The organism is Pseudomonas sp. NPDC086112 (assembly GCF_044746425.1).
Classification (GTDB): domain Bacteria; phylum Pseudomonadota; class Gammaproteobacteria; order Pseudomonadales; family Pseudomonadaceae; genus Aquipseudomonas.
Window position 1 is genome coordinate 55,697 of record NZ_JBIVCD010000006.1, and the last position, 15,545, is coordinate 71,241.

A 15,545-nucleotide genomic window follows, 5' to 3' on the forward strand; every position below is an offset into this window, starting at 1 on the left:
ACCGGTTAATAAGGTCAATTGAAGAGGGCTTCAGGCCTGGATTATTTGTGCGGTGATCGAACATGCGCAAAAAGATCGCAGCCTGCGGCAGCTCCAACAGGTGCGATCTTTTCAGCGCGGCAGATGCTCAACCAGAAAATCGATAAACGCTCTTAGCCGCAACGGCACATGGCGGCTTTGCGGATACAGCAGAGTGAAGGGGCGGGAACGTCCGCCGTAGGGCTCGAGAACTTCCACCAGCGAACCGTCCGCCAGTTCCTTTTCGACGATGAAGCGGTAAGTTTGAAAGATTCCGGCGCCGCTTTTTGCCAGCGTCACGCCGCCCAATACGTCATCGGAACAGCAGTAGTTGCCCTCGGCCAAAATCTCCCGCGGCCCACCGTTGTCGTTGAACAGCCAGGCAATCCGCCGCCCACTGCTGGGCAGTTCGTACTGGATGCATTCGTGCTGAGCCAAGTCATCCAGGGTCTGCGGGGTGCCGGCGTGCTTCAGGTAATCAGGGCTGGCAATCATCACCAGCGCGGCGTCCTCCAACGGTCGTGCAATCAGCCCGGAGTCGGGAATGGCCCGCACACGGATTGCCATGTCATAGCCTTCGCCGACGAAATCGATGTTGCGATTGCTGATATGTGCCTCGACTTTCACGGCGGGAAAGCGCGCCCGAAACGCAGGCAGCAAGGGCAGGATTCGATGATGGGCATAGGTCGTGGGAATGCTGATGCGCAAAGTGCCAGAAGGTTCTTGCTGCTGCCCCATTACCTCGCGCTGGGCCTCGACCAGTTGTGCGAGAGCCTCGCGACACTCCTCGAAATAACGCCGGCCACTGTCGGTCAGCTTGACGCTGCGGGTGGTACGCGCAAACAGCCGCACGCCCAAGCGTTCTTCCATGCGCGACACCGAGCGACTGACCGCGGCCGGCGTCACACCCGCCACTAGAGCTGCTGCGGTAAAGCTGCCTGCTTCGGCGGCCAGGCAAAACAGTTCGATGCTGCCTAATTGAAGATCGTCGAAATGTCGCTGCATGATTGATTACACCGGGAATCAAATGAAGTGTTTGAAGGCTATGTTTATCAAATGAGGGCACATAAATACAGGGTGTTTCACCTGCCAGTGCCGAGTTCAGCACCGGCCAGGCGATGCGGCGCTTTGATCGCCCACAAAAAAGCCGTCCAGTGGACGGCTGATTTGTATATGGAGGCTGCGATCAACGACGGGTCAACAACACCCCGGATTCCATGTGATGGGTCCACGGAAACTGGTCGAACATCGCGCATTGGGTAATGCGGTGAGTGTCGTGCAGCTGGGCGATGTTGGCCGCCAGGGTTTCCGGGTTGCAGGAAATGTAGAGGATGTTGTCGAAGCGCCGGGTCAGTTCGCAAGTGTCCGGGTCCATGCCGGCGCGGGGCGGGTCGACGAACACGCTACCGAACTCGTAGCTCTTGAGGTCGATGCCGTGCAGGCGGCGGAACGGACGAACTTCGTTCAGTGCTTCGGTCAGTTCTTCGGCAGACAAACGCACCAGCGTGACGTTATCCACTGCGTTTTCGCTCAGGTTGCTGAGCGCTGCATTGACCGAGGTCTTGCTGATCTCGGTGGCCAGCACTTTACGCACACGGGTCGCAAGCGGCAGGGTGAAGTTGCCGTTGCCGCAATACAGCTCCAGCAAATCGTCGGAGCGATCACCGAGGGCGTCATACGCCCAGTTGAGCATCTTCTGGTTTACCGTGCCATTGGGTTGGGTGAACGCGCCTTCCGGCTGGCGATAGCTGAAGGTACGGCCGCCAACTTCGAGTTTTTCGACCACGTAATCGTGACCGATCACTTCGCGTTTGCCCTTCGAGCGACCGATGATGCTGACATTCAGCTCGGCGGCCAGTTTCGACGCCGCTGCGTGCCAGTGCTCATCCAGCGGGCGGTGATAGCACAGGGTGATCATCGCATCGCCGGCCAGGGTGGTGAGGAACTCCACCTGAAACAGCTTGTGGCTCAGGGCCGCACTCGCTTGCCACGCCGCCTTGAGCTGCGGCATCAACTGGTTGATGCGCAGGCTTGCGATCGGGAACTCTTCGATCAGGATCGGCGTGCGTTTGTCTTCCTGGGAAAACATCGCGTAATGGCGCTCGCCGGCTTCGCGCCACAGGCGGAACTCGGCACGCAGGCGGAAGTTTTTCAGCGGCGAATCGAACACTGCGGGTTCGGGAGCACCGAACGGGGTCAGCAGATCACGCAGGCGCGTGACCTTTTCTTCGAGCTGAGCGGCGTAAGCCTGGGAATCAAAAGTCATGCGTTGAACCAACCCAACTTGATCACGAACAGAATCGACAGAATCACCAGCGCCGAATTCAACTCACGGCCGCGACCGGACAACAACTTGATGGCCGTCCAGGAGATGAAACCGAAGGCGATGCCGTTGGCGATGGAATATGTGAATGGCATGGCCAGGGCGGTGACCACGACCGGTGCGGCAACGGTGATGTCGTCCCAGTCTATTTCCGCCAGGCCGGATGTCATCAGTACGGCGACGAACAGTAAGGCAGGTGCGGTGGCGAAGGCTGGAACGCTGGCCGCCAATGGCGAGAAGAACAGCGCCAGCAGGAACAGGATCGCGACCACGATGGCGGTCAGGCCGGTGCGGCCACCGGCACTCACGCCGGCTGCGGATTCGATGTAGCTGGTGGTGGTCGAGGTGCCCAGCAAGGAACCGGCCATGGCCGCGGTGCTGTCGGCGATCAGGGCGCGGCCCATTTTCGGCATGTGGCCGTCCTTGCCCATCAGGCCGGCGCGCTTGGCCACGCCGATCAGGGTGCCGGAGTTGTCGAACAGGTCGACGAACAGGAAGGCGAAGATCACGCTGACCAGACCGATGTCCAGTGCACCTTTGATGTCCAGTTGCAGGAAAGTCGGCGCCAGCGACGGCGGCATCGACATCACGCCGCCGAACGGGGTGAAGCCCAACAGGATCGAAACGATGGTTACCGCCAGAATACCGATCAGCACCGCACCGCGTACTTTCAGGGCTTCGAGGGCAACGATCAGGGCAAAACCAAGGGTTGCGAGAATCGGTGCCGGTTGCTTCAAGTCGCCGAGACCGACCATGGTCGCCGGGTTGCTGACCACGATGCCGGCGTTGTGCAGGGCGATCAGGGCCAGGAACAAGCCGATACCGGCGGCAATCGCCGAGCGTAGCGCCAGCGGAATGCTGTTGATGATCCATTCGCGGATGCGGAAGATCGACAGCAGGAAAAACATCACCGCCGAGATGAACACCGCGCCCAACGCCACTTGCCAGGTGTGGCCCATGTGCAGGACCACTGTGTAAGTGAAGAAGGCATTCAGGCCCATGCCCGGCGCGAGGGCGATCGGGTAGTTGGCGATCAGACCCATTGTTGCCGAGCCGATGGCCGCTGCCAGACAGGTGGCGACAAACACCGCACCCTTGTCCATGCCGGTCTCGCCGAGGATGCTCGGGTTGACGAACAGAATGTAGGCCATGGCCAAAAAGGTCGTGACGCCCGCCAGAATCTCGGTCCGCACGTTGGTGTTGTGTGCCTTGAGTTGAAACAGCCTTTCCAGCATGTCTGCTCCCCGTGGCGCGCCCGGCGCCGTGAATGTATCGACCTCAACAGCAAAGCACAGGCCGCAGCAGGCGCCTGGGTATTTTCTGTGGGTCGGAAAAAGCCGCGCATCATACCAGCAGCGTGGGGCTATGGCTGCTTATGGCTGCGATCGTCGTCGATGTTTTGCACAAAAGGGAACTGCGCCATACTGCGCGCTGTTTTTTTGGGGGAGGGAGGGGGTAGATATGTATTGCATTAATAAGCGTGTGCTTGCGGCATTTGGATTGCTGCTCAGCTGTTTCATCGGAGCGCAAACAGCCTCCGCGGCCATGGCCCAACCGTTGAGCCAGGTGAAGGTGCTCAAGGTCGAATCGCCATCCTGTGGATTTGAAAGTATTGCGGACGGCCAGGCGCAAACCCGTTGCGACCACCAAGGGTCAAACATCAAGGTGTATGTGCTGGAGGTCGGCTACGGCCGTGCAGCCCATGTCGCACTGGACGGTTTCGAGGTGAACGGCACCCGCACCCCTGTCTGTGCTTTTGATACCGGCAACCTGACCGAGTGCTCCGCCGGGAAAAAAACCGTCGGCTATCTGTACATCTTCAACCTGGCGGGCAAGCAGGACGGCACCTTTACGTTCAGCAATACCTCGATCAATGCCCCCGGCAACACGATGTCGACGCAGCTTTACATCAAGTAACGGCTGGGCTCGAACAAGGGTCAGGAAAGCTGACTACGCTTTAAAGATCATCCTGTGGACCGCGCCCATGACCTTTAGAGCCCTGATTACCCTCGCCGAGGGCATCGACGATCTGCAAACCGTGACCCTGATCGATGTGCTGCGCCGCGCCAAGGTTGAAGTGGTGGTGGCCAGCATCGAGGCACGACGCATGCTCACCTGCGCTCGCGGCACCCGCTTGACCGCCGATGCGATGTTGGTGGATTTGCTCGCCCAATCCTTCGACTTGATCGTGCTGCCTGGCGGTGCCGTAGGGGCGCAGCATTTGGCGGCCCACCAACCCTTGCAACAATTGATCAAGGACCAGGCCGCCGCCGGGCGCCTGTTCGCCGGTATTGCCGAATCTCCGGCGCTGGCGCTGCAAACCTTTGGCGTTTTGCGCCAACGGCGCATGACTTGCCTGCCCACGGTCAGCAATCAACTGTCGGGTTGTAACTTCATCGATCAACCGGTGGTGGTCGATGGCAACTGCATCACCGCTCAGGGTTCAGGCGCCGCGTTGGAGTTTGCGCTGACGCTGGTGGAGCAACTCTGCGGCAAAGCCACGCGGGCGACGGTGGCGGGGGAGTTGGTGGTCTAGTGAATGTCAGGCGTGGATAGCAATCGGTTCGATGAAGGGTTGCTCACGCTGCTCCGCTTGCCAGAGATCGTAGTCGATCTGAACCCCTAACCACATCCGGGCCTTACCGATTCCAGCCCGCTCCAGACGTACCGCCAGGTCCGGACTGATGGGCGCATGGCCGTGCAGCACTCGCGAAAGATGCGGGCGGGCGAATCCAAGGTGCCTGGCCAGTTCGGTGACGCTGACACCAAGCTCGGGCAATACATCCATCAAGAGTGTTTCGCCAGGGTGTGGCGGGTTGTGCATGGGCATGGTCCTGCCTCCTGTCAGTGGTAATCCAGATAGTCGACCAGTTCGATATCCGAACCAATAAAACGAAAAATAACCCGCCAGTTCCCCGAAATGCTGAGTGACCAATATTCGATCAGAACGCCCTTGAGCGGATGTAATCGCCATCCCGGAAGGTCGAGGTCGTCGGGGGCCACTGCGCGATCCATGAACTGCAGCATGCGAGCCAGACGTTTCGCATGATCTGCTCGAATCCCACGAGTCGAACCGGTTTCGTAGAAGCCACGAAGGCCTTTGTGCTGAAAGGATTTGATCATGCTCGAAGTGTAAGGCGATACATTACACTTGATGCACTATCTATGTATTGCACTTGGTCGGAGAATTTATGCTTTGTGCTGATTTCCAGTCTTTTGGAAGCAGGTAGGGGACTTCCGTATCCTGAGCTACATCAGGCCCTGACTGCTTCCTCCGGCACATGCATACGGTCGCGGTTGGCCAGGGTCGGGAACAGTTTGATCCAGGCTCCGGTCACCATCAGCGTGCCGATACCGCCCATGACCACTGCCGGCACCGTGCCGAACCAGTGGGCCGTCAAGCCGGATTCGAACTCGCCGAGCTGATTCGAAGCGCCGATGAACAAGCCATTCACCGCGCTGACCCGGCCGCGCATTTCGTCGGGGGTTTCCAGTTGCACGAACGAGGCGCGGATCACCATGCTGATCATGTCCGCTGCGCCCAATACCACCAGCACGGCGAGAGAGAACCAGAACGAAGTCGACAGGCCGAAAGCGATCGTTGCCACGCCGAATACGCCCACGGCCGTGAACATCACCCGCCCGACGTTTCGCTCCACGGCAAATCGCGCCAGAAACAGCGACATCAGCAGCGCACCGACCGCAGGGGCCGAACGCAGCAGGCCCAGCCCCCACGGGCCAGTCAGCAAAATGTCTTTGGCGAACACCGGCAGCAGCGCGGTGGCGCCACCCAGCAGGACGGCAAACAGATCCAGGGAAATCGCTCCCAGAATATCCGGACGACTGCGAATGAAGCGAATGCCCGCCAGCAGCGAATCCAGGGTGGCCTTGCTCTTGTTCAGCGGTGTTTGCCGGGCCGGGAGGTTGAGCATCAGCGCACAAGCGATGAGGTAAAGGATCACCGTCGGGCCATACACCCAAACGCTGCCGAAGGCATAGAGCAAACCGCCCAGCGCCGGGGCGACGATAGTGGCCGATTGTTGCGCAGACTGCGCGGCGGCAACGGCGCGGGGGAATAACGCGCTGGGCACAATGCTCGGCAGCAAGGCCTGAGTCGTCGGCATTTCGAAGGAGCGGGCGGCGCCGAGCAGGAACGCGAGGATGAAGATCATCTCCCGGGTGACCTGGTCGGTCGCGCTGCCGATGGCCAGTGACAGGGCGATCAGCGCTTGCAGTGACTGACAGATCGCCGCGACCTTGCGCCGGTCATAGCGGTCCGCGACATGCCCGGTGTGCAGCATGAACAACACGCGAGGGGCAAATTCCACCAGCCCTACCAGGCCCAGATCGAGCACATTGCCCGTCAGTTGATACAGATTCCAGCCAATGGCCACGGTCAACATCTGAAAACCGCTGGCGGTGAACACCCGAGCCAGCCAGAACGCGATAAACGGGCGGTGATGACGTAACAGCAGGGGCGCTTGGCTGGGCATCTGAAGGCAGGTCTGGGAGAGGGAAGGGGCGAGATTATCACCAAGCTGTAACCAGAAGTTGCAGGGCTGAAAAATTTAGTTAGCTAGACACCGATCTATGGAGCATACGAAATCCCTGTGGTGAGGGGGCTTGCCCCCGTTGGGCTGCGAAGCGGCCCCAGACCCAGGCAACTCATTTCTGCCAAGTACACCGCAGTAACCGGATTTACGACTGCTGCGCAGCCGAACGGGGGCAAGCCCCCTCGCCACAGTTAGTCCACCCATCCAAAAATGTATTGCAGCTCATGCCAAAACCCATGAGGCAACCTGTCACGCGGCAAAAGACCACACCGTCCATCGGCAAAAATGCGACTACTCTTTCAACGTTGCTTGATCCAGATCAAGACCCTTCGTGGAATTGATCTGGCGGCCAGATGGCCAGACTCCCTACGTTTGTGATGATGGTCCAAAAAGAACGAATTCGAATTCGCCACACTCCATATCCGTGGGGGCAGTGGGTGTAGGCCGCAAGCCTTCAGCCGGTATTACCTGACAGAGGAAGACGTATGTTCGGTTTGGAGGCACTTGATCTCGCCCGGATTCAGTTCGCATTCACCATTTCGTTTCACATCCTGTTCCCGGCCATCACCATTGGCCTGGCGAGTTACCTGGCGGTGCTCGAAGGCCTGTGGCTGAAGACGCACAACGACACTTACCGCGATCTGTACCATTTCTGGTCGAAGATCTTTGCCGTCAACTTCGGTATGGGCGTAGTTTCCGGTTTGGTCATGGCCTATCAGTTCGGCACCAACTGGAGCCGTTTTTCGGACTTCGCCGGTTCGGTGACCGGGCCATTGCTGACCTATGAAGTGCTCACCGCCTTCTTCCTCGAGGCCGGTTTCCTGGGCGTCATGCTGTTCGGCTGGAACAAGGTCGGGCGCAAGCTGCACTTCTTCGCTACCGTCATGGTGGCCATCGGCACCCTTATTTCCACCTTCTGGATTCTGGCCTCCAACAGCTGGATGCAGACCCCTCAAGGCTACGAGATCGTCAACGGTCAGGTTATTCCGGTGGACTGGCTGGCGATTATCTTCAACCCGTCGTTCCCCTACCGCCTGATGCACATGGCCACGGCGGCGTTCGTTGCGACCGCGTTCTTCGTCGGTTCGTCGGCGGCCTGGCACTTGCTGCGCGGCAAGGACAACCCTGCGATCCGCACCATGCTCTCGATGGCGATGTGGATGGCGCTGATCGTTGCCCCGATTCAGGCGGTTATCGGTGACTTCCACGGCCTCAATACCCTCAAGCATCAGCCGGCGAAAATCGCTGCGATCGAAGGCCACTGGGAAAACCACGGCGACGAACCGACGCCGCTGATTCTGTTCGGCTGGCCGGACATGAAAGCTGAGAAGACCAAGTTCGCGGTAGAAATTCCGTACCTCGGCAGCCTGATCCTGACCCACACCCTGGACAAACAGGTCCCTGCGCTCAAGGAATTCCCGCCTGAAGACCGGCCGAATTCGACCATCGTGTTCTGGTCGTTCCGGATCATGGTCGGTCTGGGCATGCTGATGATCTTCACTGGTTTGTGGAGCCTGTGGCTGCGCAAACGCGACAGGCTGTATACCTCGCGGCCGTTCTTGTACCTGGCGCTGTGGATGGGGCCGTCAGGCCTGATCGCGATCCTCGCCGGCTGGTTCACCACTGAAATCGGCCGTCAGCCGTGGGTGGTTTATGGGTTGATGCGCACGGCGGATGCGTCCTCCGGGCACAGCTTCGTGCAGATGAGCATCACCTTGATCATGTTCGTTGTGGTGTATTTCGCACTGTTCGGTGCCGGTCTTGGCTACATGATGCGCCTGGTGCGCAAAGGGCCGAAGATCGACGAAGGCAAGGAAACCAACGAAGGTGGTCCTGGCCAGAAACGCACACCAGCCCGTCCGCTGTCCGCAGCCGATGACAATGGTGACGCTGATCACAACCACAGCCTGAACAAGGAGATTTGAATCATGGGTATTGATCTTCCGCTGATCTGGGCCGTGATCATCATCTTCGGCATCATGATGTACGTGGTCATGGACGGCTTTGATCTTGGGATCGGAATTCTCTTCCCGTTCATCAAGGGCAAGAGCGATCGGGACGTCATGATGAACACCGTCGCCCCGGTCTGGGACGGCAACGAAACCTGGCTGGTATTGGGCGGTGCGGCATTGTTCGGCGCCTTCCCGCTGGCTTATTCGGTGGTGCTCTCGGCGTTGTACCTGCCGCTGATTTTCATGCTGATCGGGCTGATTTTTCGCGGTGTGGCCTTCGAGTTTCGCTTCAAGGCCAAGGACGACAAGCGCCACCTCTGGGACAAGGCATTCATCGGTGGCTCGATCGCCGCAACCTTTTTCCAGGGCGTGGCATTGGGTGCGTTCATCGATGGGCTACCGGTAGTCAATCGTCAGTTTGCCGGAGGCTCACTCGACTGGCTGACACCGTTCACGATGTTCTGCGGTGCGGCGCTGGTGGTGGCTTATGCGCTGCTCGGTTGCACGTGGCTGATCATGAAGACCGAAGGCAAGCTGCAGGAGCAGATGCATGATCTGGCGCGGCCATTGGCCTTCGTGGTGCTGGCGGTGATTGGCATCGTCAGCATCTGGACACCCTTGGCCCACGCCGAGATTGCCGCACGCTGGTTTACCCTGCCGAACCTGTTCTGGTTCCTGCCGGTGCCGATTCTGGTGCTGGTGACCATGTACGGTCTGATTCGCGCGGTGGCCCGCAATGCGCATTACACGCCATTCCTGTTGACCCTGGTGCTGATCTTCCTCGGCTACAGCGGTCTGGGTATCAGCCTGTGGCCGAACATCGTGCCGCCGTCGATCTCGATCTGGGACGCCGCCGCACCGCCGCAAAGCCAGGGCTTCATGCTGGTGGGCACGCTGTTCATCATCCCGTTCATCCTGGGCTACACCTTCTGGAGCTACTACGTGTTCCGCGGCAAGGTCACCCACGAAGATGGTTACCACTAGTGACTACGGCGCAGAATTGAATCCTGCGCCGTTGCAGAGGAGAAAACGATGATGGCTGGCAAACCTGATTTGCAGGAAATCGAAGCCGCCGAGAAAAAGCCGCTCTGGCAGCGGCTCGGCTGGCTGGCGATGATCTGGGCCGGCAGCGTCGTGGCTCTGTTCATCGTGGCCACGCTAATGCGCATGTTCATGAATGCCGCGGGCCTGAGTACCCACTGAAATTCCCATCCCGTTGCCTTGCGGCACGGATTTATAACCCTCCTGCGATGGAGGGTTTTTTTTGTCCGTGATTATTTGCGTGCTTTGAGAATCACGAACTTGGGTGTGGCCGCGACTTGCTCGACGCCGCGGAACAACCGCGCCAGCTTGCTGTGATAACCCAGGTGACGATTGCCGACGATGTACAGCGCGCCGCCCACCACCAACGATTCACGCGCCTGCTGGAACATCCTCCAAGCCAGGAAATCGCCGACCACTTGCTGTTGGTGAAACGGCGGATTGCACAGCACCACGTCCAGGGATTGAGGTTCCTGCTCAGCCAACCCATCGCCGGCCCGCACGATCACGTCGCGATTACCCAGCGCCGCGCGCCAGTTTTCAGTGGCCGATTGCACGGCCATGAACGATTCGTCCACCAGCGTGTAGTGCGCCTCAGGGTTTTGCAGGGCACTGGTAATCGCCAGCACGCCGTTGCCACACCCCAGATCGGCAACCCGTGCTGCGCCGAGGTTCTTCGGCAAGTGCGGCAAAAAGGCCCGCGTGCCGATATCCAGCCCTTCGCGGCAGAACACATTGGCATGATTGAGCAGTTCGATCGCAGGGTCGTCGAGTCGATAGCGGGTCGGGTAGGGGGAGGTCGCGGGCGCTTTGTCTTGGGGCGTGGCGATCAGCAGCCGAGCCTTCTTGACGGCCAACGAGGCTTGCACCGGGCCGATGTAACGCTCCAGCAGATCGCCCGCAGCGCGTGGCAAATGCTTCACCATTGCGGCTGCAATCACTTGAGCGCCAGGAGCCAGTTGCCCTTGTAGCCGGATCAGTTGCTCTTCCAGCAGGGCCAGGGTTTTCGGTACCCGGATCAATACCCGGTCAAACGGCCCGACGAATATTTCGCTGGCAGGCACCTTCGGCACTGCATCAAACGTCTGGCCATTGCGTATCAGGTTTTTTTCCAGCCCCTGAAACGCCAGAAACGAATCGCCGCTGCTGGTCACCCGAACCTTGCCCGCCAGGCTGGCGGCCAAAGCGCCGAAGCTGTCGTTGAGCACCAGCACGCGGGTATCGGCTGCCGGTTGTTGCCCGGCCAGATGAGTGAGCAGGTATTCGTCTGCGGCATCAAAGGCTTGCAACGGTTCGTTCGGCTGTTCTGGCTGGCGGATCAGATCGAGTTGAGCGAAGGGGGTTTCGAGCAGAGGCATGAGACGGGGGGCTCTGGGTAATCAACGGAGGATAATCAACGAGTGGCCCGCCGCGCAGAGGCTTATAACGGGCGAGCCATTCCGAGTGGACTACGTCGTGGAATTTCACACGGCATCACTCAGGACTGGATCGCAGATGGTACGGTTTTTTCGCTTGGATTACTCGCGGGGATTACCGGATTCAAACAGATTCAGATGACGCCCACTTTCGCGGCTCTGATCACTGCCGCAATTTTGTTGTTTACGCCGAATTTTCGGATGGCGCCGCGTATATGGAACTGTACCGTGCTTGGACTGAGGTTGAGGATGATCGCGACCTCGTCTGCCGTCTTGCCATCGGCTGAGTATTTCAGCACCTCGATTTCCCGGGATGATAAATGCACTGTGCCTGGTTTTGAGGGCGCAGGCAGTTCTTTCGCCACAAGCCCATGCAAGTGACGGCTAATGAACAACGCATAGCCCAGATTCTTATACAGATCATGCGTCGTAATCGGACAGTGGCTTCTGGCCAGGCTCAGCATGCTGCAAAGCCCGTTCTCATCATGAACGGATTGGGACCAGCCATAGCGCAAGCCTTGCTGTTGTTGTGCTTGCCACAGTGTGGGTGTCTTGCAGAAAATTTCTTTCTGCCAAAGAATCGGTAATTCAGATTGATTGCAATGGGCTAGTATCGGATCGACTTCACTGAAGTGCTCCTGTTCATATTTTGTGTTCCATTCGGTGGGATAATTATTCAGATTGATCGTATGGCGGCGTATCCCCCTTACTTGGGATGTTATTGAAAATGCACAGAAATTAAAGCCAAGATTTTTAACAAGATTGAGAGAAATCTCGTACGCGGTCTCTATTTTCTGAGCGTAAGAAAGCTGCGTTAACTGTGACTCCTTCCACACTTTCATTGGGTAGCTCCATGGCGGCCTTACTGTCGTTGGTGCTGATTGGATCCGATATCCGGCACGCCACGATTGTAGGAGAATTCTTACATGCGTGGTGGATTTTTTTGCTCTTAAAAAAAATATGCAACTGCATAAACCAGTTCTTAGCTTACTAACGGATCAACAGGAATCAACTACATATCATATTTGTATTTCTACTGTTTGGTGAGGTGAGGGAAAAGCCATTACAAATCACCGGTGTTTATACCTTCTACTTTGCGGGACACTGGCGTTATCTGTTGAATGGAGCGACCCAATGACTGCCAGTGCAGAGAAATTCACACGCCAGACACTGCTCGACGTCCAGCCGTTGACTCCAAACCTGTTTACCCTGCGAACCACCCGGGATTCTGGCTTTCGTTTTCGCGCAGGGCAATTCGCCCGGCTGGGCGTGACCAAGGCCGACGGCAGTACGGTGTGGCGAGCTTATTCCATGGTCTCGTCCCCCTATGACGAGTTCCTGGAGTTCTTCTCCATTGTCGTGCCGGGAGGGGAGTTCACCAGTGAACTGAGCCGGCTGGAAGTCGGCGATATGCTGCTCGTCGATCGGCAGGCCTTTGGTTATCTGACGCTGGATCGCTTCGTCGATGGCCGTGACCTCTGGTTGTTATCCACAGGCACGGGGCTGGCGCCGTTTCTGTCGATCCTGCAGGACTTCGAGGTGTGGGAGAAATTCGAACGAATCATCCTGGTCTACAGCGTGCGCGAAGCGCGGGAGCTGGCGTATCAGGAGCTGATTGCAGGGCTGGCACAGCGCGATTATCTGGCCGAATACGCGCACAAGCTGCAGTTCATCGCCACCGTCACCCGCGAGCAGCATCCGGGGGCCCTGAATGGGCGGATCACGACACTCATGGAAAGTGGCGAGCTAGAGCGCACGGCCGGTGTAGCGCTGACAGCCGAGCATTCGCGGGTGATGCTCTGCGGTAATCCACAGATGATCGATGACACGCGCAAGTTGCTCAAACAACGGGACATGCGCTTGAGCCTCAGTCGACGACCCGGCCAGGTGGCAGTGGAAAACTACTGGTAAACAAACGGCGCCCAAAAGGCGCCGTTTCTTGGGCAATCAGTCATCAGGGCTGATTGTTCTGAGCCTTGAGCAGATCGCGAATCTCTTCCAGCAGCTCTTCTTCCTTGGTCGGAACCGGCGGCAGGGTGGGCGCAACGGCCTCTTCACGTTTCAGGCGGTTGATGGCCTTGACGCCCATGAAGATCGCGAAGGCGACGATGATGAAGTCGATCAGGCTCTGGATGAACTTACCGTAGGCCAGCATCACCGCCGGGACATCACCGTTGGCAGCCTTGAGCGTAATGGCCAGGTCACTGAAGTCCACCCCACCGATCAGCAAACCTATGGGTGGCATCACCACGTCGCCGACAAACGACGAAACGATTTTGCCGAAGGCGGCGCCGATGATGATACCCACGGCCATGTCGACCACATTACCTTTGACCGCGAAGGCCTTGAACTCACTTATCACGCCCATAGGTTATTTCCTTGTTACAGATGAGGTTGGTGAACGCAGTGTAAATCAGCAAAACGGCTGGCGCTCGAAACACCGCCTTACAATGCTCGCTCTTATCGACACATCTTCCGGCAATTAGTTTACAAAGTGCCACCATTCGCGCGCGACTAACCGCTCTAGACCGGGTATTCCAGAACCTTTTCGCTATCGGCTCGGTGCGGGATTTCTATTTATGTTTTGGCCTTTGGGTCACTAGCCTCTGTGGGGCGCACCTGGATGCGCCTTATAAAACCAGAGGAAACTTCCATGACAACTCCCCTTGGCCTCGGGGCTTTTCCCTTCCCTCGTACCCTTGGCGTTCTGACCGCCAGCCTGCTGTCCTTCTCCGTCAATGCTGCGACCTTGACCCGCGATAACGGTGCCGCCGTCGGCGACAACCAGAACTCACAAACCGCCGGCGCGACCGGGCCGGTACTGCTGCAAGACGTGCAACTGATCCAGAAACTCCAGCGTTTTGACCGTGAACGCATTCCCGAACGCGTGGTGCATGCCCGTGGCACTGGCGCCCATGGCACGTTCACCGTAACCGACGACCTCAGTGACCTGACCAAGGCCAAGGTGTTCGCCGGCGGCCAGAGCACGCCGGTATTTGTGCGTTTCTCCGCTGTGGTCCATGGCAACCATTCGCCGGAAACCTTGCGTGATCCGCGGGGGTTCGCCACCAAGTTCTACACCGCAGACGGCAACTGGGACCTGGTCGGCAACAATTTTCCGACCTTCTTCATCCGTGACGCGATCAAGTTTCCAGACATGGTTCACGCCTTCAAGCCAGACCCGCGCACCAACCTTGACGACGATTCCCGTCGTTTCGACTTTTTCTCCCATGTTCCAGAAGCCACTCGTACCCTGACCGAGTTGTATTCCAACTCCGGTACGCCGGCCAGTTATCGGGAGATGGACGGTAACGGTGTACATGCCTATAAGTTAGTGAACGCCAAAGGCGATGTGCACTATGTAAAATTCCATTGGAAAAGTTTGCAGGGGTTAAAGAACCTCGACCCTAAAGAAGTGACGGGTGTTCAAGGTCAAGACTACAGTCATATGACTAACGACTTGGTCGCCAATATTAACAAGGGCAACTTTCCTAAATGGGACTTGTACATCCAGGTTCTAAATCCACAAGACTTGTCCAAGTTTGATTTCGATCCATTGGACGCGACCAAGATATGGCCAGGTGTGCCGGAACGAAAAGTTGGACAAATGGTGTTGAACCGCAATCCGGCGAATGTTTTCCAGGAAACCGAACAAGTGGCCATGGCCCCGGCCAATTTAGTTCCGGGTATCGAACCTTCGGAAGATCGCTTATTGCAAGGGCGAGTGTTCTCGTATGCCGATACTCAACTGTATCGTCTGGGGGCCAACGCTCTGCAGTTGCCGATCAACGCACCCAAAGTCGCCGTGAACAACGGTAATCAGGATGGCGCAATGAACATCGGCGCCAGCAGCACCGGCGTAAATTACCAGCCAAGTCGCCTGCTGGCCCGTGAAGAGCCGCCAACCGCGCGTTACAGCCAGTCGGTTCTGTCGGGCAGCACGCAACAGGTGAAGATTCAGCGTGAGCAGAACTTCAAGCAGGCCGGCGATCTGTACCGCTCGTTCAACCAGAAGGAACGTCAGGACCTGATCGACAGCTTCGGTGGCTCACTGGCCACCACCGATGAGGAGAGCAAGCACATCATCCTGTCCTTCCTGTACAAGGCCGACCCGGAATACGGGACCGGCGTGGCCAAAGTAGCCAAGGGTGATTTGGCTCGGGTCAAGGCGCTGGCGGCCAAACTGGTCGACTGATCCATCTGCCTGAAACGGGGCCTCATGCGAGGTCCCGTCTGATCAAGG

General features: G+C 58.0%; 16 protein-coding genes. 7 read left to right on the plus strand and 9 right to left on the minus strand.

Translation table 11 applies throughout. The features are described 5' to 3' along the window. Nucleotides 1-111: 111 nt before the first annotated feature. From ACIPLA_RS06570 to ACIPLA_RS06580, 3 genes are all read right to left on the minus strand, one after another. Complete coding sequence (locus tag ACIPLA_RS06570) at nt 112-1,023, minus strand: LysR family transcriptional regulator (RefSeq protein ID WP_401172502.1); 912 nt, start codon at nt 1,021-1,023, stop codon at nt 112-114. A 181-nt stretch (nt 1,024-1,204) separates the two neighbouring features. Continuing rightward, entirely contained in the window at nt 1,205-2,284 is a 1,080-nt protein-coding gene (gene trmA, locus ACIPLA_RS06575; protein ID WP_401172505.1) for a tRNA (uridine(54)-C5)-methyltransferase TrmA, read from the minus strand. Beyond that, nucleotides 2,281-3,576 (minus strand): NCS2 family permease, encoded by a 1,296-nt coding sequence (locus ACIPLA_RS06580; protein WP_123498645.1) that lies wholly within the window; start codon nt 3,574-3,576, stop codon nt 2,281-2,283. The genes trmA and ACIPLA_RS06580 overlap by 4 nt, the downstream gene beginning before the upstream one ends. A 226-nt stretch (nt 3,577-3,802) precedes the next feature. On the opposite strand from ACIPLA_RS06580, the gene ACIPLA_RS06585 reads away from it, so the two are divergent. Both ACIPLA_RS06585 and ACIPLA_RS06590 read left to right on the plus strand, forming a co-directional pair. Beyond that, a complete protein-coding gene (locus ACIPLA_RS06585; protein ID WP_401172667.1) occupies nt 3,803-4,258 on the plus strand; it encodes a DUF4879 domain-containing protein in 456 nt (151 codons plus the stop codon). 67 nt (nt 4,259-4,325) lie between these two features. Beyond that, nucleotides 4,326-4,877, plus strand: a complete 552-nt coding sequence (locus ACIPLA_RS06590; protein ID WP_401172509.1) for a DJ-1 family glyoxalase III — start codon at nt 4,326-4,328, stop codon at nt 4,875-4,877. A 6-nt stretch (nt 4,878-4,883) separates the two neighbouring features. Here ACIPLA_RS06590 and ACIPLA_RS06595 read toward each other — a convergent pair whose 3' ends face one another. From ACIPLA_RS06595 to ACIPLA_RS06605, 3 genes are all read right to left on the minus strand, one after another. Further along, the gene (locus tag ACIPLA_RS06595; protein ID WP_218398824.1) at nt 4,884-5,171 is read right to left on the minus strand and encodes a HigA family addiction module antitoxin; all 288 of its coding nucleotides are present in this window, start codon (nt 5,169-5,171) and stop codon (nt 4,884-4,886) included. Between the two features lie 14 nt (nt 5,172-5,185). Next, complete coding sequence (locus ACIPLA_RS06600) at nt 5,186-5,464, minus strand: type II toxin-antitoxin system RelE/ParE family toxin (protein ID WP_401172512.1); 279 nt, start codon at nt 5,462-5,464, stop codon at nt 5,186-5,188. Nucleotides 5,465-5,595: 131 nt separating this feature from the next. Further along, nucleotides 5,596-6,834, minus strand: a complete 1,239-nt coding sequence (locus ACIPLA_RS06605) for an MFS transporter (protein ID WP_401172515.1) — start codon at nt 6,832-6,834, stop codon at nt 5,596-5,598. Between the two features lie 545 nt (nt 6,835-7,379). Between ACIPLA_RS06605 and ACIPLA_RS06610 the strand changes: the two genes are divergently transcribed. The 3 genes from ACIPLA_RS06610 to ACIPLA_RS06620 are packed head-to-tail and all read left to right on the plus strand — an operon-like array spanning nt 7,380 to nt 10,049. Next, nucleotides 7,380-8,819, plus strand: coding sequence for a cytochrome ubiquinol oxidase subunit I (locus ACIPLA_RS06610; RefSeq protein ID WP_401172518.1), 1,440 nt, complete (start codon nt 7,380-7,382; stop codon nt 8,817-8,819). Between the two features lie 3 nt (nt 8,820-8,822). Next, entirely contained in the window at nt 8,823-9,830 is a 1,008-nt protein-coding gene (cydB, locus tag ACIPLA_RS06615) for a cytochrome d ubiquinol oxidase subunit II (protein ID WP_123359142.1), read from the plus strand. Nucleotides 9,831-9,881: 51 nt separating this feature from the next. After that, nucleotides 9,882-10,049 (plus strand): DUF2474 domain-containing protein, encoded by a 168-nt coding sequence (locus ACIPLA_RS06620; protein ID WP_162830918.1) that lies wholly within the window; start codon nt 9,882-9,884, stop codon nt 10,047-10,049. A 71-nt stretch (nt 10,050-10,120) separates the two neighbouring features. Here ACIPLA_RS06620 and ACIPLA_RS06625 read toward each other — a convergent pair whose 3' ends face one another. After that, nucleotides 10,121-11,245 (minus strand): methyltransferase, encoded by a 1,125-nt coding sequence (locus ACIPLA_RS06625; RefSeq protein ID WP_401172523.1) that lies wholly within the window; start codon nt 11,243-11,245, stop codon nt 10,121-10,123. Between the two features lie 191 nt (nt 11,246-11,436). Beyond that, a complete protein-coding gene (locus ACIPLA_RS06630) occupies nt 11,437-12,144 on the minus strand; it encodes an autoinducer binding domain-containing protein (protein WP_218398820.1) in 708 nt (235 codons plus the stop codon). Between the two features lie 292 nt (nt 12,145-12,436). Here ACIPLA_RS06630 and ACIPLA_RS06635 point away from each other — a divergent pair, with 292 nt between their 5' ends. Then, nucleotides 12,437-13,213: a ferredoxin--NADP reductase gene (locus tag ACIPLA_RS06635; protein WP_218398819.1), complete on the plus strand. Its 777-nt coding sequence runs from the start codon at nt 12,437-12,439 to the stop codon at nt 13,211-13,213. Nucleotides 13,214-13,256: 43 nt separating this feature from the next. On the opposite strand, the gene mscL is transcribed toward ACIPLA_RS06635, so the two are convergent. Beyond that, a complete protein-coding gene (gene mscL, locus ACIPLA_RS06640; protein ID WP_007895273.1) occupies nt 13,257-13,670 on the minus strand; it encodes a large-conductance mechanosensitive channel protein MscL in 414 nt (137 codons plus the stop codon). Between the two features lie 285 nt (nt 13,671-13,955). On the opposite strand from mscL, the gene katB reads away from it, so the two are divergent. Then, the gene (katB, locus tag ACIPLA_RS06645; protein ID WP_401172528.1) at nt 13,956-15,497 is read left to right on the plus strand and encodes a catalase KatB; all 1,542 of its coding nucleotides are present in this window, start codon (nt 13,956-13,958) and stop codon (nt 15,495-15,497) included. Nucleotides 15,498-15,545 lie beyond the last annotated feature (48 nt).